This window comes from Pseudomonas sp. CCI3.1, assembly GCF_034313985.1.
Taxonomy (GTDB): domain Bacteria; phylum Pseudomonadota; class Gammaproteobacteria; order Pseudomonadales; family Pseudomonadaceae; genus Aquipseudomonas; species Aquipseudomonas psychrophila.
The window spans coordinates 88,693-108,481 of sequence record NZ_JAVIWO010000001.1; the positions used below are offsets into that span (position 1 = coordinate 88,693).

16 protein-coding genes are annotated in these 19,789 nt (G+C 60.9%); 14 read left to right on the forward strand and 2 right to left on the reverse strand.

Going from position 1 to position 19,789, the window contains the following annotated elements; translation table 11 throughout:
• Positions 1-16 precede the first annotated feature (16 nt).
• The 6 genes from RGV06_RS00365 to RGV06_RS00390 are packed head-to-tail and all read left to right on the forward strand — an operon-like array spanning position 17 to position 8,163.
• Positions 17-1,204 (forward strand): acyl-CoA dehydrogenase family protein, encoded by a 1,188-nt coding sequence (locus RGV06_RS00365; protein WP_322149051.1) that lies wholly within the window; start codon positions 17-19, stop codon positions 1,202-1,204.
• 59 nt (positions 1,205-1,263) lie between these two features.
• Complete coding sequence (locus RGV06_RS00370; RefSeq protein WP_322149052.1) at positions 1,264-3,009, forward strand: FAD-binding protein; 1,746 nt, start codon at positions 1,264-1,266, stop codon at positions 3,007-3,009.
• Positions 3,006-4,766: an FAD-binding protein gene (locus RGV06_RS00375; RefSeq protein WP_322149053.1), complete on the forward strand. Its 1,761-nt coding sequence runs from the start codon at positions 3,006-3,008 to the stop codon at positions 4,764-4,766. The genes RGV06_RS00370 and RGV06_RS00375 overlap by 4 nt, the downstream gene beginning before the upstream one ends.
• Complete coding sequence (locus RGV06_RS00380) at positions 4,763-5,524, forward strand: SDR family oxidoreductase (RefSeq protein ID WP_048352074.1); 762 nt, start codon at positions 4,763-4,765, stop codon at positions 5,522-5,524. The genes RGV06_RS00375 and RGV06_RS00380 overlap by 4 nt, the downstream gene beginning before the upstream one ends.
• A gap of 1 nt (position 5,525) precedes the next feature.
• Positions 5,526-6,557, forward strand: coding sequence for a ferredoxin--NADP reductase (locus tag RGV06_RS00385; protein ID WP_019821803.1), 1,032 nt, complete (start codon positions 5,526-5,528; stop codon positions 6,555-6,557).
• A 19-nt stretch (positions 6,558-6,576) separates the two neighbouring features.
• Complete coding sequence (locus RGV06_RS00390) at positions 6,577-8,163, forward strand: FadD3 family acyl-CoA ligase (protein WP_322149054.1); 1,587 nt, start codon at positions 6,577-6,579, stop codon at positions 8,161-8,163.
• A gap of 1,517 nt (positions 8,164-9,680) precedes the next feature.
• On the opposite strand, the gene RGV06_RS00395 is transcribed toward RGV06_RS00390, so the two are convergent.
• On the reverse strand, positions 9,681-9,950 hold the full coding sequence (locus tag RGV06_RS00395) for a hypothetical protein (protein WP_048351816.1): 270 nt from the start codon (positions 9,948-9,950) through the stop codon (positions 9,681-9,683).
• A gap of 691 nt (positions 9,951-10,641) precedes the next feature.
• Entirely contained in the window at positions 10,642-11,427 is a 786-nt protein-coding gene (locus RGV06_RS00400; RefSeq protein WP_019827398.1) for an enoyl-CoA hydratase, read from the reverse strand.
• 143 nt (positions 11,428-11,570) lie between these two features.
• Between RGV06_RS00400 and RGV06_RS00405 the strand changes: the two genes are divergently transcribed.
• The 8 genes from RGV06_RS00405 (at position 11,571) to RGV06_RS00440 (ending at position 19,782) form a co-directional block, all read left to right on the forward strand.
• Complete coding sequence (locus tag RGV06_RS00405) at positions 11,571-12,344, forward strand: SDR family oxidoreductase (protein WP_019827399.1); 774 nt, start codon at positions 11,571-11,573, stop codon at positions 12,342-12,344.
• A gap of 53 nt (positions 12,345-12,397) precedes the next feature.
• Positions 12,398-13,375 (forward strand): bifunctional MaoC family dehydratase N-terminal/OB-fold nucleic acid binding domain-containing protein, encoded by a 978-nt coding sequence (locus tag RGV06_RS00410; RefSeq protein ID WP_198822052.1) that lies wholly within the window; start codon positions 12,398-12,400, stop codon positions 13,373-13,375.
• A gap of 12 nt (positions 13,376-13,387) precedes the next feature.
• Positions 13,388-14,521, forward strand: a complete 1,134-nt coding sequence (locus RGV06_RS00415; protein WP_019827401.1) for an acyl-CoA dehydrogenase family protein — start codon at positions 13,388-13,390, stop codon at positions 14,519-14,521.
• The gene (locus tag RGV06_RS00420) at positions 14,493-14,912 is read left to right on the forward strand and encodes a MaoC family dehydratase (protein WP_019827402.1); all 420 of its coding nucleotides are present in this window, start codon (positions 14,493-14,495) and stop codon (positions 14,910-14,912) included. Before RGV06_RS00415 ends, RGV06_RS00420 begins: the two co-directional genes overlap by 29 nt.
• Positions 14,913-14,930: 18 nt before the next feature.
• Positions 14,931-16,109: a lipid-transfer protein gene (locus tag RGV06_RS00425; RefSeq protein WP_322149056.1), complete on the forward strand. Its 1,179-nt coding sequence runs from the start codon at positions 14,931-14,933 to the stop codon at positions 16,107-16,109.
• Positions 16,110-17,279: an acyl-CoA dehydrogenase family protein gene (locus RGV06_RS00430; protein WP_019827404.1), complete on the forward strand. Its 1,170-nt coding sequence runs from the start codon at positions 16,110-16,112 to the stop codon at positions 17,277-17,279.
• A 140-nt stretch (positions 17,280-17,419) separates the two neighbouring features.
• Positions 17,420-18,610: an acyl-CoA dehydrogenase family protein gene (locus tag RGV06_RS00435; RefSeq protein ID WP_198822039.1), complete on the forward strand. Its 1,191-nt coding sequence runs from the start codon at positions 17,420-17,422 to the stop codon at positions 18,608-18,610.
• 11 nt (positions 18,611-18,621) lie between these two features.
• Entirely contained in the window at positions 18,622-19,782 is a 1,161-nt protein-coding gene (locus RGV06_RS00440) for an acyl-CoA dehydrogenase family protein (protein ID WP_322149057.1), read from the forward strand.
• The last annotated feature ends 7 nt before the right edge of the window (positions 19,783-19,789 follow it).

The following is a 19,789-nucleotide window of genomic DNA, read 5'->3' on the forward strand; positions in this document are numbered from 1 at the left end:
GACGGAGAACACACGGATGGATCAGATACGAGAGAAAAGTCCGATTGAGCTTGAGCTGCTGCAACGTGCGCGTGACCTGATTCCTGCGCTAAAAAGCCGTTCAGCCCAGGCGGACAAAGACTGCAAACTGCCCGACGAAACCGTTCGTGACATGCAAGAGGCCGGTTTGTTTCGAGCCCTGCAGCCCAAGATGTGGGGCGGTCATGAAGTCGACCTGCGCACCTTTTTTGAAATCCAGATGACCCTGGCTGAAGGCTGCATGTCCACTGCCTGGGTATTTGGTGTGGTGGGCGTGCATCCATGGCAACTGGCGCGTTACCCGATTGAAGCCCAGCGTGATGTGTGGGGTGAAGACAGCTCCGTGCTGGTGGCTTCGACCTATATGCCGGTGGCCAAGGTCACGCCGGTCAAGGGGGGTTATCAGGTCAGCGGGCGCTGGGGGTTTTCCAGTGGCAGCCAACATGCACAATGGTGCCTGCTCGGCGGTATCGTGCCGCAAGACGAAATGGGCCCAACCGAACACGGCACCTTCCTGATTCCGGCCAGCGATTACCGCATCGAACAGAACTGGGACGTTTTAGGCCTGCGCGGCAGCGGCAGTCACGACATCGTTGTTGAAGACGCTTTTGTCCCGGCTCATCGGGTGCAGCGCACCAACAACTACAGCATCGAAGCCACGCCGGGCCGACTGGTCAATACCAACCCGATGTACTCGATCCCGTTTGCCCAGGTGTTTGCCCGCGCTGTATCGACCTCGGCCCTTGGCGCCTTGCAAGGGGCAATCAACGAGTTTTGCGACAACGCGGCAAAGCACATCGGCAAACACGGCGCCAAAACCGCCGAAGATCCGGCGGCCCAAGCGGCTGCAGCTGAAGCCATCATCACCGTTGACGCGCTCAAACTGGTGCTGATGCGCAACTACGGGCACCTGATGGCGCTGGCCGCAGCCGGGGAATACCCGGATGTCGAAACCCGCTTGTTATATCGCTACCAGTCCTCCCACGTGACCAATGTGTGCGCCGACCGTGTCAGTGACCTGCTGCGTTGCATGGCCGCTTCGGGTTTGTACAACACCAACCCGGTGGCGCGTTACTTCCGTGACCTGCACCAGGCTCGCGGGCACATTGCCAACAACGAGGCGGCTTACCGCCGCAGTTACGGTCTTGTACAGCTGGGCCTGCCCAACGCGGACCCTTTTGTTTGATCGGGTCAGCCCTCTGATTCCGTAAAACACCTCTGACTTCAGCGCAAGGCATAATAAAAATGACGGCTCACGATCAGTCTCAGTCCAGCTATGACGTAATTGTTGTCGGCTCCGGCGCCGGCGCCATGACCTCGGCCCTGTTTGCGGCTGATCAGGGCCTGTCGGTTCTGATTGTCGAAAAAAGCGATAAATATGGTGGCACCTCGGCGATTTCAGGCGGCGGTATCTGGATCCCCAACAACCATTACTTTGCCACCATTGGCGGTCAGGACAGCCCTGAGCTGTCGATGCAGTACCTCAAGGCCGCGACCGGTGAGCACGGCGACCCACTGCGCCTGCAGGCGTACCTGGATAACGCCGCGCCGATGATCAAAAAGCTCACCGACAACAGCCGCGTGCGTTATGCCGTGGCCGATAAATACCCTGACTACTATCCGCAGTTGCCAGGTGCCCTGGCGGGGGGGCGCACCCTGGACCCGGAGCTGTTCGACACAAGCCTGCTGGCGGACGAATTGCCCAACCTTCGTAAACCTTCGCCGTCGACCCTGTTGATGGGCCGCATTGCCTGGACTGCCCGCGACGCGCACAAGGCCATGGCTCGCAGCTTTGGCTGGCAATGGCTGATTTTCAAGCTAATGGCGCGCTACAAACTCGATTTCAAATGGCGTCGCAAAAGCAAGTACGACCGCCGCGCCGCATTGGGCAGCTCGCTGGTGGCGTCGTTGCGCCGCTCCCTGATGGACCGCAACGTGCCGTTATGGCTCAACACCGATTTTCAGGACTTGCTGCTCGACGGTGATCGGGTAGCGGGGATCAAGGTCGCCACGGGTGGCAAAGTCCTTGAGCTCAAGGCTCGCCGTGGCGTGATTTTTGGCTCCGGCGGCTTTGAGCAGAACCAAACCCTGCGTGAAAAATACCTGCCGCAACCCACCCGTGCCAGTTGGAGCGCCACCCCGCCGGGCAACAACACCGGGGCTGCGCTTGAAGCGGGGCTCACAATCGGCGCGGCCACCGCGCTGATGGACTGGGCCTGGTGGGCACCGACCATTGCCGTGCCCGGCGAAGAAAAACCCCGTGGCGTGTTTGCCGAACGGGCGTTCCCGGGGGCCATTGTGGTCAATAGCCTGGGGCATCGATTTGTCAACGAAGCGGCGCCGTACCTGGAGTTCGTCGACGCCATGTACCAGGACAACCGCAAGACCGACGGCCGGTCAGTGCCGTCGTGGGTGATCTTCGATGGTCACTTTCGCTTCAACTACGCCATGGGCCCGTTGATGCCGGCCCAGGTGGTACCCGACAGCCGTCTGCGTAAGGAATGGCTCAATACCGTGTACTGGAAGGCCGACAGTCTTGAGGCGCTGGCCATGCAAATCGGTGTTGATGCGCAGGGGTTGAGCAGCACCGTGCAAAAGGTCAACGGTTACGCCCAGACCGGTGTCGACCTGGACTTTGATCGCGGCGGCAACGTGTTTGACCGTTACTACGGCGACAGCAACATCAAACCCAACCCGTGCCTGGCACCGTTGCGCAAAGGGCCCTATTACGCCATGCGCCTGGATGCCGGGGATATCGGCACCAAGGGCGGATTGCTGACCAATCAGCACGCTCAGGTCGTACGCGAAGACGGCCAGCCAATTGCCGGGTTGTATGCCATCGGCAACTGCTCGGCATCGGTCATGGGCATCAGCTATCCCGGTGCAGGTGGCACCCTGGGCCCGGCCATGACCTTCGGCTATATCGCCGCCAACCATATCGCCAGGAACGTATCCGTCATGGCCAGCGCCAAGGTCGGAGCGTTGTCATGAGCCGAGCCAGGAGCGCCAGCAGCAACAGTAAAATCCTTGAGCCACTGTATGAAAATCAACTGGGGGGCAGGGAGTGGGATGACACCTGCGACGTGCTGGTAATCGGCTGGGGAGCGGCAGGTGCCTGCGCCGCACTGGAAGCTGCAAGCCAGGGTGCCCATGTGATTGTGGCCGACCGTTTTACCGGCGGTGGCGCCAGTGCCAAAAGTGGTGGCGTGGTGTATGCAGGCGGTGGGACCCGGCACCAGCAGGCGGCCGGTTTCGATGACAGTCCACAAGCCATGTTCGATTACCTCAAGCACGAAACCCAGGGTGTGGTCAGCGATGCCACCCTGCAAAAATTTTGTGACGACAGCGTCAGCAACCTTGGCTGGCTTGAAGGCCACGGGGCGAGTTACGCCCATAGCGTGCCGCCCGGAGGCAAGACCTCATACCCGTCCGATGGCTACTTCTTGTATTACTCGGGCAATGAGCTGGTGCCATCCCATGCGGGCGCTCAACCACCGGCTCCGCGCGGCCATCGCACCGTTGGCAAGGGCCAGTGTGGCGCGGTGTTCTACGCGCATTTGAAAGCTGCCTGCCTGCGTGCCGGAGTGCAACCCTTGCTGCAATCCGCCGCCCGGCGCCTGGTGCTGGATGACAGCTCAAGGGTGATCGGCGCGCAATTCTGGAGCCTGCCTCAGGGCAGCCGCGAAGCACGTTTGCATGAGCGTCTGGCGGCACGGGCCGAGCGCCTGCAAAATTTTGCGCCCGCCTACTGCGACCGGCTGCGACAAAAAGTCAGCCAGCTGGAGCGTGATCACGGGCAACCGGTGCTGATTCGGGCCAGACGCGGAGTGATCCTCAGCACCGGTGGTTTTATTTTCAATCGCGACCTGATTCGTGAGCACGCCCCCGACTTTCGTCGCAACTTCAAGGTCGGTGCTACCGGCTGCGATGGCAGCGGTCTGCTGCTCGGGCAATCGGTGGGTGCCAAAAGCGAGCGTTTGAGCCGGGTATCGGCCTGGCGCTTTATCAACCCGCCGCACTGCTGGCCCAAGGGGATTGTGGTCAACACCCACGGGCAACGGTTTTGTAACGAAGAAGTCTATGGCGCCACCCTGGGCCAACCGTTGTGCGAAGAACAGGGGGGGCAGGCCTGGCTGGTGCTGGACGCGCGCTTGCGTAAACAGGCGATCCGTCAGGCGCTTTTTGGCGGCTACTGGTGGTTTCAGACCTTGCCCGCACTGGCCTTGATGCTGTTCAAAGTCCGCAAGGGCGACAACCCGGACCGATTGGCAGCCGTGTGTGGCATGCAGGCTGGCGAATTGAATGGTGCGCTGTGTGCCTACAACGCCGGTGCCCGGGGCGACGGGCCGGATGCCTTTGGCAAGTCTGAAGGCAGCCGGCAGGTGCTGGATAACGGGCCGTTTTATGCCTGCGATATCAGCGTCGGCAACCCGATATTCCCATTGGGGGCGCTGACCCTGGGGGGGCTTAAAGTCGATGAAAGCAACGGCGCGGTTCTCAATGAACAGGGTCAGCCGATTGCCGGCCTGTTCAGTGCCGGGCGCACGGCGATTGGCGTGGCATCACACCTGTACATCAGCGGCTTGTCACTGGCCGACTGCGTGTTTTCGGGGCGCCGGGCTGGCTTGTCGGCCTCTTGTGGGAGCGAGCCTGCTCGCGATGCAGGCGCTGCGGTACATCAGTCAGATCAGGTAGATGCCTTCGCGAGCAGGCTCGCTCCCACAGAAGCTACAGGGGTGACCTTATGAGCGCACGGGTTGAAGGCAAAGTGGCGCTGATCACCGGTGGCGCCAGCGGAGTGGGCCGCGCGACTGCGCTGCTGCTGGCCCGTGAGGGCGCGCGTGTGGTGATCAGTGACATTGATGTGGAAGCAGGGTTAGCCCTGGCCGAAGAAATCGGTCCCCAAGCGCTGTTCATCGAGCACGATGCAGGCAGCGAAACCGACTGGATACGGGTTATCGACACTATCCGCCAGCGCCATGCAAGTCTGGACATCCTGTTCAACAACGCCGGAATTCTGTTGAAAGGCGATATTGAAAACACCGAGTACGCCGACTGGCAGCGGGTGCAGAGGATCAACAGCGACAGCGTTTTTCTGGGTTGTCGCGCCGCCATCAGCCTGATGAAGGAAGGCGCTGGCGGCTCCATCATTAATATGTCGTCGATTGCAGCCGTGGCCGGGCGTGATGATTACGTCGCCTATAGCGCTTCGAAAGGAGCGGTGGCGGCGCTTTCACGCACGGTGGCGGTGCACTGCCGTCGGCGCAAGTACCGCATTCGCTGCAACTCCCTGCACCCTGACGGCATCCTTACACCCATGACCACGGCCACTTTGCCCGCAGGGCTGGACCCGTGGAGCTTGACCATCGACGCCGACCCCATGGGGCGCATGTGCCTGCCCGAAGATGTCGCCGCCAGCGTGCTGTTTCTGGCCAGTGATGAGTCTCGCGCCATCAGTGGTATTGAGCTGCGTATCGACAGTGGCCAGTTTGTGATGAGTATTTGATATGACCCAACCTGCGTATTTCTCCCTGCGTGTGGCGCAAGTCGTGACTGAAACGGCGGACTCCAGATCCCTGGTGTTCGACGTTCCGTTGGCCTTGCGTGAACAGTTTGTCTACAAGTGCGGGCAGTTTTTAACCCTGCGCGTACCCTTTGAGGGTGGCTGGTTGCCCCGTTGTTATTCACTGTCCAGCACTCCGCTGCAAGACGAGCCACTGCGCGTGACGATCAAGCAAGTCCGTGACGGTCGTGCTTCCAACTGGTTGTGCGAGCACGTGCGCGAAGGCGATCTGCTTGAGGTGCTGGCCCCGGCCGGGGTGTTTGTCCCTCGGCATTTTGATGATGACTTTGTGCTGTTTGGTGGCGGTAGCGGGGTGACTCCGGTGCTGTCGATCCTGCGCTCGGCCTTGATTGCCGGTACGGGCCGAATTCTGCTTGTTTACGCCAACCGCGATGAAGCATCAGTGATCTTTGCGGCCGAGCTTAAAGCCTTGGCCAGTGCCTACCCCCAGCGCTTGCAAGTGATTCACTGGCTGGACTCGGTTCAGGGTATTCCGGCCGTGGCACAACTGGCGAACATGGCCCGGCCGTTCGTCCATGCCCAGGCGTTTATCTGCGGGCCCGGCCCGTTTATGGATGCTGCTGTCAGCGCCTTGCATGACATTGGCATGGACCACGGGCGTATCCATGTCGAGCGGTTTGTGTCGTTACCCGAGGAGGGCAGTGTGGCTGCCCCGGGGCCGGTCAACACCGATGTGATTGGCAGCCAGCTCTCGGTGCGCCTTGACGGTGAAGAGTTCGAAGTGCCCTGTGCCGAAGGCGAAACACTGCTCAACGCCATGCAGCGAGCGGGTTTGAAACCGCCCAGTTCCTGTTTGGTGGGTTCCTGCGCAACCTGCATGTGTACGGTTGAACGCGGCAGTGTAGAGATGCTGCGCAACGATGCCCTTGATCAACAAGAACTGAACGATGGCTGGGTGCTGGCGTGCCAATCGGTGCCCAACAGCGAACAGCTGCGTGTGTGCTTTCCCGAATAATCTGCCAGACGAGTGACCGATGACTTCCAGCCTGCAACAGAGCCTGCCGAGTTCGATTCCGCAATTGCTGCTCAACGCCTCGCATCAACATGCCGGGCGTACCGCCATTGAAGAAAACGGGGAATGCACCGACTACAGCGAACTGCCAGGCCTGGCCCTGGCCGTAACCCGCAGCCTGATGGCCCAAGGCATCGGCAAAGGCGATCGGGTGGCGATCTGGGCACCCAATGGCCGGGACTGGATCATTGCCGCATTGGGTATCCATTGTGCTGGCGCGGTGATGGTGCCGATCAACACCCGCATGAAAGGCAGCGAAGCGGCCGATATCCTGGAGCGCAGCGGGGCAAGGGTGTTATTCGTGCAGCCGATGTTTCTGGGCACGGACTATCTGGCTTTACTGGCTCCGTGTCGTCCGGCGAACCTTGAGTGCCAGGTCTTGCTGGGCGAGACCTGCGCCGGTAGTTCCCATGGGCTGAACTGGAACGGCTTTCTGGCCCTGGGTGCGGCCATCAGCGAATCGGCAGCGACGTTGCGGGCATCCAGCGTGGGTGCTGACGATCTGAGCGACTTGCTGTTTACGTCCGGCACCACCGGCAAGCCAAAGGGCGTAATGAGCGCGCACGGGCAAAATATCCGGGCTTTTAGTGAGTATGTGAAAGTAATCGGTTTACAAGCCGGTGACCGTTACCTTGTGATCAACCCGTTTTTTCATGCCTTTGGCTACAAGGCGGGCTGGCTGACGTGCCTGCTGGCTGGCGCGACTATCCTGCCGCACCCGGTGTTCGATGCCGAAGCGGTATTCCAGCGCATTGCTGCTGAGCGCATCAACGTGCTGCCGGGGCCGCCGACCTTGTACCTGTCGATGCTTGCCCATCCCAAGCTGGCTGAAACCGATCTGTCGAGCCTGCGCATTGCCGTCACCGGTGCGGCGACCATTCCACCGATCCTGATTGAGCGCATGCGCCGCGAATTGGGTTTCTCGGTCGTCACCACCGCGTATGGCCTGACCGAATGCGGCGGGCTGGCGACCATCTGTGATCCCGCCGATCCCGCCACCACCATTGCAGGCACCAGTGGCCGAGCGATTCCAGGTACCGAAGTGAGCATCCGCGATCCGCAAAACCGGGCATTGCCGGCGGGCAGCACGGGGGAAATCTGCCTGCGTGGTTTTCATGTGATGCAGGGCTACTTTGAAGACCCGAAGGCCACGGCTGAAACCATCGACAGTGAAGGCTGGTTGCACACTGGCGACATTGGCGAGCAGGACGCGGCGGGTAACTTGCGCATCACCGACCGGTTAAAGGACATGTTTATCGTGGGGGGGTTTAATTGCTATCCGGCGGAAATCGAAGCGGGGTTGATAGAGCACTCGGCCATTGCCCAGGTGGCGGTGATCGGTGTGCCTGACGAGCGCATGGGGGAGGTGGGGTGTGCCTGTGTGGTGTTGCGTCATGGCCAGGTTCTGGATGAAGCCGGGTTGATTCAGTGGGCGCGTGAGCATATGGCCAACTACAAGGTGCCGAGGATGGTGCGGTTTTATGAGGCACTGCCGGTGAATGCGTCAAACAAGGTCGCGAAGAATGAGTTGCGGGCGGGGATGCTGTAGGCGTCCTACGCAGCCTCGTTTCACTCGTCAGCTGACATATCGAATGGATATGGACTCGGCATAGGTGCGGGCGCTTCGCAAAACAACGAGCACACGGGGTACATATCCGGCATTTGCGGTGAACTGAAATGATGGTTTCGCTCTTACAGCGAGTCACTTTGCAAAAGCGGCAAAGTAACCAAAGCGCTTTCGCCCCCGCGTACGGCCCTCGCTGCGCTCAGGTTCCCTCGCTCCGGCCCTGCTCCGTGGGCACGCCGTGACGGGCCATCCCTGGCCCAACACGGCTCTCCCGGCATCCATGCCGGTCGACCCACTGCGCAGAACCTCCTCTCGGCCTCCCGAAGGGGCGGGCAGATCAAAAGCACTGCACGCCGAGGCGGCCGACCGGCCGGCCTGGTTGGTGGGTTGCCTTCACGATCCGTAGCAGCTGACGAGCCGTGCGAGGCTGCGATCGGCGGCGTAGCCGTCGTAAAATCAGCCTCCCAGGTTTATCAGGTAAACCGCGTATTCCGGTTTTGCGACCGCTGCGTGATCGAACGCAGCCTCGCACTACTCGTTAGCTGCTTGTATGTTGGCGCTAAAACGTTTTGCGCAAGGTTCTGTGGCGTCTGCGATGGATTTTGCTTTTGCTTTTGCTAGAGCCACACGAATGTCCAGACGACGCGAATGCCCATCACAGAAGGCCGAACGCAGGTGCTGTTATGGGGGTGGCGCGGCAGGACGCCGCGCCAGCCGCGATGGGCCATGGATGGCCCGTCGCGGCGTGCCCCCATGACAGTGCCGGAGTGAGGGAACCACCGAGCCTGGGCGAGGCGGCCGTATGGTAGGGCAAGCCTTTTTGGTTACTTTTTCGGCGTCTGGAAAAAGTGACCCGCCGTAAGGGCGGAACCCGTAGAAAGTCGTGACATATCGAATGGATATGGACTCGGCATAGGTGCGGGCGCTTCGCAAAACAACGGGCACACGGGGTACATATCCGGCATTCGCGGTTAACTGAAATGATGGTTTCGCTCTTACAGCGAGTCACTTTGCAAAAGCGGCAAAGTAACCAAAGCGCTTTCGCCCCCGCGTACGGCCCTCGCTGCGCTCAGGTTCCCTCATTCCGGTCCCGCTCCGTGGGCACGCCGTGACGGGCCATCCCTGGCCCAACACGGCTCTCCCGGCATCCATGCCGGTCGACCCACTACGCAGAACCTCCTCTCGGCCTCCCGAAGGGGCGGGCAGATCAAAAACACTGCACCCCGAGGCGGCCGACCGGCCGGCCAGGTTGGTGGGTTGCATTCACGATCCGTAGCAGCTGACGAGCCGTGCGAGGCTGCGTTCGGCTTGGTGCGCCACTGCGACGCAGCAGTCGTGAAATCGGCTTGCACGGTTAATCAGGCACTGCGCGTATAACTGTTTTGCGACCGCTGCGCGATCGAACGTAGCCTCGTTCTACTCGTCAACTGCTACGTAGAGGGATAGACGACGAATCCTGTAGACGCAGCCGTCGTATAACCCTGCACTGGGGGGTTTTTCTATGCAGGCTGCAATCGCCAACCCAACACATTCAACACGTCACAACCATCTCGCAGTAGCAGCGCAGCCGCCGTGGCCAGATGTTTGAGATCAACCGAATCTGCCTGCTGCAATTCGCGGCTGGAGAGTGTTTCCATAAGTTGGGTTGCCGCCAGCATGCGGGCCACGGCGTTGGCGTGAAGCACATCGAGGGGCGTATTGCGGTCGATAAATAAGGCGGGGATGGTGCAGTCGATGGCGGTTAGCGGAATAAATGGATGTTGCGTCATAAGTGATGCTCCTTGTTGCTGGGTTGGAACCACACGCTAACGTCGCCAAACGAAAACAGGTGGCCGCTGTACGCGGGTTGGCGAACCGGTAGAACAAGGAACACCGGCAGACCCGAAGATCTCCCACGTACAGCTGCCATAAAGCATCGCGATGCAAAATACACGCTCTGCCATATATCACAACAGCCCAACGTAACCATTGTTCAAGTTCCAGGTCGCCAAACCCGGTCGCCTTATCGGCGAGGGCTGACTATAGGCGTCGTGCCAATACCTCAGCAATTGGCAAACCTGTGCGAAAAATCCTGAAATTTCGTAGTGGGGCTGGTGATGTGCGGGGCCGCGATTGGGGGCTGTGGTGATAACTGGCAGACCGGGTACCTATCCCGCATGGGTACCTAACTGGAATATGGATTTCGCCCCTCCGCTCGGCCTCCCGAAGGGGCGGGCAGATCAAAAGCACTGCACGCCGAGGCGGCCGACCGGCCGGCCTGGTTGGTGGGTTGCATTCACGATCTGTAGTCGCTGACGAGTAGTGCGAGGCTGCGTTTGGCTTGGTGCGCCACTGCGACGTAGCAGTCGTGAAATCAGCTAGCACGGTCAATCAGGCACTGCGCGTGTACTGGTTTTGCGACCGCTGCGCGCTCGAACGCAGCCTCGCACTACTCGTCAGCGACTACAGGGGGCGCAACGCTCAATGCCCTTCAAACCGTGCTGCACGTTTCTCGATAAATGCCTGCATCCCTTCTTTTTGATCCCTGGATGCAAACAGCAGCGCATTGGCCTTGCGCTCAAGGGCCAGCCCGGTCTCCAGCGGTGCGTCCACGCCCGCCAGTATCACTTCCTTGATTTGCTCGGCAGCCAGCGGTGGCATGGCGGCGATCAGTTGGGCCATCTCCAGTGCATATGCCTGTACCTGTTCATCATCGACCACGTTACTCACCAACCCCGATATCCAGGCTTCGTCAGCCGTAATCGGCTGCCCGGTCAGGGCCATGCGCATCGCCTTGGCTTTGCCCACGGCACGCACCAGCCGTTGGGTGCCACCAATGCCCGGCATGATGCCAATGCGTATCTCGGGCTGGCAAAACCTGGCGCTGCGCCCGGCCACGATGATGTCGGCCAGCATCGCCAGCTCGCAACCGCCGCCATAGGCATAGCCGCACACCGCAGCAATGACAGGTTTTGGACAATGCTGGATCGGCGCCCAGACCCGCTCGGTGTGGCGCTGGTAGATATCAATCGGGCCGACGCCAGCCATGCTGTTGATATCGCCGCCAGCGGCAAACACCTTGTCGCCACCCGTCAGCAGGATGCAGCGCACCTCAGGGTTTTGCCCCAGCTCTGTGAAGTAGCGTGACAACAACGCCTGCAACTCAAGGCTCAGGGCGTTGGTGGCCTGGGGGCGATTAAGGCGCAGGAGAGCAACGCCCGGGGTCGGGAATTCAAGCAATACCGGCGCGGCAGATGGGTCTGACATGGGGTTCCTCGTTAACAGGGGCTGTCACCACAGCGTGCGCTGGATTGTTGCGTTCACCCGGTTGTGCTTCATCGTCCGTTCAGACGACGAGCAGCCCACGGATTGTCCCTAGAGTGGCTCCATCAGTAGAAAAGGAGCACGTCATGGGCCAACTCTCAGGGCTGGACTACAGCGGTAAGGTGGTGCTGGTCACCGGCGGTACAAAAGGCATCGGCGCGGGTATCGCCCGCAGCTTTCTGCAAGCCGGGGCGCAGGTGATTGTGTGTGGCAGGACAACACCTGAAATGTTGCCCGCGGCAGGCTCGAAGCAGGCGATTTTCATGGCATGCGATGTGCGCGACCAGGAATCGCTCAAGGCGTTGTTTGATGGCATTCGTGCTGACTTCGGTCGTCTCGATGTGGTGATCAACAACGCCGGCGGCAGCCCGCCCGCAGAGGCTGGCAGCGCATCGCCACGTTTTCACGAAGGCATTATTCGCCTCAATCTCATCGCCCCCTTGAATGTGGCGCAACAGGCCAACGCCCTGATGCAGCAACAGGCCGAGGGCGGCTGCATCGTGTTTATCGGCAGCATCAGCGCCTTACGCGCATCCCCGGGCACTGCGGCTTATGGCGCGGCCAAGGCCGGGGTATTGGCGCTGGTGCAATCGCTTGCGGTGGAGTGGGCGCCGAAGGTGCGGGTAGTCGCGGTCAGCCCGGGACTGGTACGCACCGAGCAGGCGCACCTGCATTACGGCGACGAACAAGGCATTGCTGCCGTCAGCGCCGGCATTCCGGCCGGGCGCATGGCGCTGCCTGAAGACATCGGCAATGCCTGCCTGTTTATCGCGTCGCCCATGGCCGGCTACGCCAGCGGCTGCAACTTGTTGTTGCACGGCGGCGGCGAACGGCCGGCATTTCTGAGCGCTGCGCACTGACGACCTTCAGCGGCGACCACGGGGTTGCTGCACTTGACACGCAGGAGACGAACTTGGCTGATTCTCAATTGCTAACCGACGTGCGCGCCCTGGTGGGGCGTGAATATGGTCGCGTCTACGCCTGGGACGAAGTCAACGCCCCGATGATCCGCCAATGGTGCGAGATCATGGGCGTGGACAACCCGCTTTACACCGATCCGGCCTTTGCCGCCACCAGCGTACAGGACGGGCTCGTTGCGCCGCCTGCGATGCTGCAGGTGTGGTGCATGGAAGGCTTTCACCTGAACAACTACGCACCGGGCTCGACCACCGAAAACCCCTATGAAGTGCTCAAGCTGATTGAGTCTTATGGCTATGCATCAGTGGTGGCGGTGAACTCCGAGTTGACCTTCGAGCGCAATCTGCGTCCGGGCGAAAAACTCTATTACACCACCCGGCTGGACTCGGTAGGCGACGAGAAAACCACCGGTCTGGGCACAGGTTTTTTCGTCACGCTGGTGATGAACTACTTCGTTGAACACAAAAGTGGCGATGAAGCGGTGGGGCAGTTGCTGTTTCGCGTATTCAAGTTCCGCCCGGCCAACAACCACTCGCCGCAAGAAGCACCGACCAAGGTCGAGGCAGCCCCCGCAGTCAAGCGTCCCAAGCCGGGCATGAGCGATGACACCCGTTTCTTCTGGGAAGGTTGTGATGCGGGCAAGTTGCTGATTCAGCGCTGCACCCAGTGCCAGACCCTGCGCCATCCGCCGGCGCCCGTGTGCATCGAATGCCACTCGTTCGATTGGGACAGCGTGCAGGCCAGCGGCCGTGCCAGCCTCTATTCGTTTGTGATCATGCACTACCCCGAAGTGGCGCCGTTCGACCATCCCAATCCGATTGGCCTGATCGAGCTGGAAGAAGGGGTGCGCCTGGTGGCCGGGCTTACGGGCGTCAAGCGTGACGAGCTGAGTATTGGCCAGCCCTTGCAGCTTGAGTTCCAGACCTTCGACGGCGAGCTGACCTTGCCCATGTTCCGGCCTGTGGTCGAGTAAGGGGAGGGCAGCATGGATTTCGAATTCACCGAAGACCAGAGCGCCATTGCAGAAATGGCCGGCAGTGTATTTGCCGACTATTGCACCGATGACCGCTTGCGTCAGTTCGACACCCGCGAGCAGGCCTACATGGAGCCGCTGTGGCAACTGTGCGTAGAAACCGGCCTGCAAGCCCTGGCCATCCCTGAAGCTCAGGGGGGCAGCGGGTTGGGCATGACCGAGTTGATGCAAGTCCTTCAGGCCCAGGGCCAGGCGCTGGGGCAGGTGCCGTTGTGGCGTCATCAACTGACGGCCGCGACTCTGGCGCAATTTGCCGATCCCGCCTTGCAGCCTTGGGCGGTTGAAGCTGCGGCCGGGAGGACGTTGCTGACTCTGGATTTGAGCGGTTTGTACAACGCCCGGGGCATTGACCTGAACGCTGTAGAAACGGGCGCAGGATGGTGCATCAATGGTCGTGTTGGCGCCCTGGCGCTGGCCGAGCAATCACAGGCGGCATTGCTGCTGGTGAGCGTTGATGGTCAGGCGCGACTGGCATTTGTCGAGCTGGCAAGCAAGACCATCAAGCATCTACCCGGACGTATGACCCACGGTGAAGCCATTGCCGATTTGCACATCGACGGGCTGCTGATCAGCGCCGAGCAGTTGCTCCCGGCAGCCGCTCTGAGCTGGCTGGAGCCACGGGCCATTGCCTCGCTGGCGGCGCTGCAACTGGGCGTCAGCGCCGAACAGATTCGCCGCACCGTGGAGTACGTCACCGAGCGTCGCCAGTTCGAACGCAGTATTGGCAGCTTTCAGGCCGTGCAGATGAGCATGGCTAACGCCCACATCGCCCTCGAAGCCTTGCGCAGTTGCCTGTGGCAGTTGTGCTATCGCCTGGATGCCGGTCTGCCTGCGCCGAGCGAAGCATTGGCCACCGCCTGGCAGGCCTGTGAAGCGGGGCATGTGATTGGGCACAACGCCCAGCACGTACACGGCGGTATCGGCGTCGACCTGACGTACCCGATGCATCGCTTTCTCTACTGGAGCCGCGCTTTGGGCTGTGCCCTGGGTGGATCGGCAGCAAGCCTTGAACGCCTCGGCGACTGGCTGAGCCATAACGACAAGCTGGGATGGAAATATGACCTTGCAGAACACCAAGCGCTTTGACGACGTGCGCCCCGGCGAAACCCTGCCGGAACTGGCGATCCCGATCACCGTGGGCCTGGTCACCGGCGGCGCTATTGCCACCCGCGACTACTTTCCCGGCCACCATGACCTGAACGCTGCCCAGGCCCTGGGCTCGCCGCACATCTTCATGAACATCCTCACCACCAACGGGCTGGTGCAGCGTTATGTCGAAGAATGGGCCGGCCCCGAGGCACGTTTTGCCTCGCTGAAAATCAAGCTTGGCGCGCCGAACTACCCTGGCGACAGCATGACGTTCAATGGCGCGGTTACCGGTCTGGACGCCGCCACTCGCACGGTGGAAATCACCCTCAGCGGCAAAAATTCCATGGGCAACCACGTGACCGGTACGGTCGCGCTGGTTCTGCCCTGATCGCGGGAGACAGCACACATGACGCAATCGACACTTTCCGGCAGCGCTGCCATTGTTGGCCTGGGCGCGACCGAATTCTCGAAAAACTCCGGGCGCACTGAATTGCGCCTGGCGCTTGAAGCCACGTTGGCTGCGTTGAAAGACGCCGGTATCGACCCGTCCGAGGTTGAGGGTTTCAGCTCGTACTCGGTGGACAAAGTCCCGGAATACGAAATCGCCCGCTTGCTGGGTTGCAAGGACGTCAAGTTCTTCTCCCAGGTGCCCCACGGTGGCGGTGCGGCCTGCGCACCGATCATCCACGCGGCCATGGCCGTCGCCACGGGTGTAGCCAAAGTGGTGGTGGTTTACCGCGCCATGAACGAGCGCTCTTGGTATCGCTTTGGCAGCGGCAGTTACGGCTTTGCCTCCACACCGATCTTTGAAAACGTGAACTACGGCTGGTACATGCCGCACGGCCTGCACACCCCGGCTTCATGGGTCGGCATGTTTGCCCAGCGCTATATGCACACCTACGGCGCCACCTCTGAAGACTTCGGTCGCGTGGCGGTGGCCGTTCGCGATTTTGCCGCCACCAACCCGGCTGCATTCTTTTACGGCAAGCCGATCACCCTGGAAGAACACCAGGCCTCGCGCTGGATCTGCGAACCGTTGCACTTGCTCGATTGCTGCCAGGAGTCCGACGGTGCGGTGGCCATGGTGATTACCTCGGCCGAGCGCGCCAAGGACCTGCGTCAGAAGCCGGTGATGATCAAGGCAGGCTCGCAAGGGATCACCTCGGGCCAGCAAATCATGACCTCGTTCTACCGCGACGACATTACCGGGCTGCCGGAAATGGGCGTGGTCGCCAAAGAGCTGTATCGCCAGTCGGGCCTGGGTCCGGAGGCGCTGCAAACCGCGGTCATTTACGACCACTTCACCCCGTTCGTACTGCCGCAACTCGAAGAATTCGGCCTGTGCGAGCGGGGCGAAGCCAAGGAGTTTATCCGCGCCGGACACCATGCCCGTGGCGGCAAGTTCCCGATCAATACCCACGGCGGACAATTGGGCGAGGCCTACATTCACGGCATGAATGGCGTGGCTGAAGCGGTACGTCAGGTGCGCGGCAGTGCGGTCAACCAGGTCGCTAACGTGGAAAACGTATTGGTGACTGCTGGCACGGGTGTTCCCACCAGCGGCCTGATTCTGGGAGCAGCCTGAATGTTCGTCGACCTCACGCCCGAACAACATGCCCTGCGCCTGAAGGTGCGGGATTACTTCCAGAACCTGATGACCCCGCAGTTGCGTGAGCAATTGCGCGGCAAAGAGGGCGGCGAACTGTACCGCGACACCATCCGCCAGATGGGTCGCGACGGCTGGCTGGCCGTGGGCTGGCCCAAGGAGCACGGCGGGCAGGGGTATGGTCCCACCGAGCAATTTATCTTCTTCGAAGAAGCCAATATCGCCGGTGCGCCGCTGCCGTTCGTGACCATCAGCACAGTGGGCCCGGCGTTGATGGCCCATGGCACCGAGCTGCAAAAGGCCAAGTTTTTGCCGGGCATAGCCGCAGGCGAAATCATCTTTGCCATCGGCTATTCCGAACAGGATGCGGGCAGCGATCTGGCCGTGCTCAAAACCACGGCCCGCCTTGAAGGTGACGAGTTTGTGGTCAATGGCAACAAGCTCTGGACCTCGGGCGCCGAGTCGGCAGATTACATCTGGCTGGCAGCCCGCACCGACCCTGAGCGTCCACGGCACAAGGGGGTGTCGATCCTGATTCTCGACACCCAGGCGCAAGGCTTTGCAACCACGGTGATTCCGACCACCAGCAACCCGACCGCGGCCACCTACTACGACAACGTACGGGTGCCCAAAGACATGCTGGTCGGTGAGTTGAACGGTGGATGGAAGCTCATCACTGCCCAACTGAACCACGAACGACTGGGCCTGGGTGCCTGGTCGGACAAGGTTGTCGGGCTATATCGACGGGTTCTGATGTGGGCCAGGGAAACGGATGAAAACGGCGCACGCGCCACCGACAAAGCCTGGGTGCGCGCGGGTCTGGCGCAATGCTACGCCAGGCTTGAAGCCATGCGCCTGATCAACCTGCGCATTGCCGCTGATCTTGAACGTGAGCGCATGGACGTGGCCCTGGCCTCGACCACCAAGGTCTACGGCTCGGAGTCGGCAATCGAGATTTTGCGCGTATTGAGCAACATCGTTGGCGCCAATGGCCTGGTTCGTGGCGGCTCGGCGGCGTCGTTGCTGCAGGGCGAGCTGGAGTACGAAGTGCGTGCCTCGGTCACCCTGACGTTTGGTGGCGGCACCAATGAAATCCAGCGTGAGCTCATAGCCCAATTCGGCCTGGGCATGCCGCGCACCCAGCGCTAACCATTGCCGACAACTGTAGCCGCTGACGAGGTACGAGGCTGCGACAAGGGCCGCAGGCCCTTCAAAGCCACCGGGGCCGCTGCGCAGCCCGTCGCAGCCTCGTACCTCGGCAGCGGCTACAAGAACTGAAAGGTATAGAAATGAACGCGATTGACCAGTTCAGAGAGCAAACCCGCGCTTGGCTTGAAGCCAATTGTCCGCCATCGCAGCGCAAGGCCATACCTGAAGGCGAATTGGTGTGGGGCGCAAGCGAGGTCGAGTTTCCCAACGCCGATGCTCAGCTGTGGTTTGAGCGCATGCGCGACAAAGGCTGGTTCTGCCCGGACTGGCCAGCCGAATACGGCGGTGCAGGGCTAAGCCCTGAATACAACGCCGTGCTCGAAAGTGAGCTGCGCCGCCTCAAGTGCCGCCCGCCGCAAATCAATCTGGGCATCTGGATGCTCGGCCCGGTGCTCCTGGAATTCGGTAGCGAAGAACAAAAGAAAGACCTGCTCACCCCGATGACCCGCGGTGAAGTGCGTTGGTGTCAGGGCTTCTCCGAGCCCAATGCCGGTTCTGACCTGGCCAGCCTGAAAACCTGCGCCCGCGATGCCGGCGATCACTTTGTGGTCGATGGCAGCAAAATCTGGACCTCCTACGGGGACAAGTCGGACTGGATGTATGCGTTGGTCCGCACCGACCCCACGGCCAGCAAGCACGCGGGCATCAGCCTGATCGTGCTCGACATGAAAAGCCCGGGGGTAAGCGTTGCGCCGATTGATTTGATCAGCGGCAAATCTGCGTTCTGCCAGGTGTTCTTCGATGGGGTCAAAGTCCCGAAAAGTCAGTTGATTGGCCCGTTGCACGGTGGCTGGAACCTGGCCAAGCGCCTGTTGCAGCACGAACGCAAAGCCATGTCCAAATTCGGCGAGTTCAGCTTGCCGACACACTTCCATTTGTTGCCGTTGGTGAGTCAGTACTTGCCAGAACCTGCGGGGCAGAGCGAGTCAGCGTTGGTGGCGCGTGCTGTGGCCAGTGCCATGAATGAACACAGCTACAACCTGACTGTACAGCGCATGGGGGAAGAGGCCCGTACCGGGCAAGACGTCAGCGGGCTGATGTCGATCATGAAACTGGTGCACACCGAACAGGAACGCGACAAGTTCGAAGTGTTGCTGGACGTCATGGGCTATCGCGCATTGGGCTGGGACAAGGGTGCTTTCAGCCCTCAAGAGCTGGCCATCACACGCGGCTGGTTAAACAGTTTCGCCCTGACCATTTCTGGTGGTGCCTCAGAAATCCAGCTCAACGTGATCGCCAAGCGGGTCCTCGGCCTGCCTGACGTGAAGTAAGGAAACACACCATGAACCTGCTTTATAACGATGATCAACGACTGTTGGCCGACAGCGCCCGCGAGTTTCTGGCAGCGCGTAGCCCGGCCTCCCGCCAGCGTGCCCTGCGCGATGAGCCTCAGGCCAACGGGTTTGACACCCGACTATGGCAAGACGCAGTAGCGTTGGGCTGGAGTGCTATCCCGTTCCCCGAAAACCTCGGTGGACTGGATTTTGGCTGCATGGGCCTGGGCCCTATTTTTGAATCCATCGGCTGCAATCTCAGCGCTTCGCCGCTGCTCTCAAGTGTGGTGCTCAGTGGCTCCTTGCTGCACTTGCAGGGCAATGCTCAGCAGCAGGATTGCTGGCTGTCGGCGACCATTAGTGGTGAGCGGCGCCTGGCGCTGGCGCTGGATGAGCACCCGCGTCACAACCCGGCACGGATCTCCTTGCAAGCGGTGCCCAATGGCGATGGTTACAGCCTGACCGGGGATAAATATTGTGTGATCGATGGGGTGGGAGCCGATGGTTATCTGGTGGCTGCACGCACCGGCGACACGTCGCCTTTCCAAGCCCGCATGAGCCTGTTTCTGATACCCGCAGATGCTCCGGGGCTCACCGTCATTGCGTTACCGCTGATTGACTCGCGTAACCATGCACGCCTGCAGCTGGAGCAGGTACAGGTCGGACCGCAAGCGCTGCTCGGCGAAGCGGGATCTGCCATGCCTGCATTGGATATTGCACTGGATCGCGGTCGTGTGTGCCTGGCTGCCGAGATGCTCGGTATGTCAGAGAAGCTCTTCGCGATGACCCTCGATTACCTCAAGACCCGCGTCCAGTTTGAGGTGGCTATTGGTTCTTTCCAGTCGCTGCAACATCGCGCTGCGCAGTTGTATGTCGACCTGGCACTGGCGCGCAGCGCGGTGATGGCCGGTCTGGCAGCGCTGGACGACACACGCATGAGCGAGGTCGAGCGTCAGCGTCTGGCCAGTCTGGCCAAGTGGAAGGCCGGGCAAACGGCGATCAAGGTCGTGAATGAAGCGGTGCAAATGCACGGCGGCATTGGTGTCACCGATGAGCTGGATGTGGGCTTGTATCTCAAACGGATCCGGGTGGCCCAGGCAAGCCTGGGAGATGCCGATTATCACTGCGAGCGCTATGGCGCTCTGGAGCTGGCGCACGCGCACGCTTGAGCCTGTA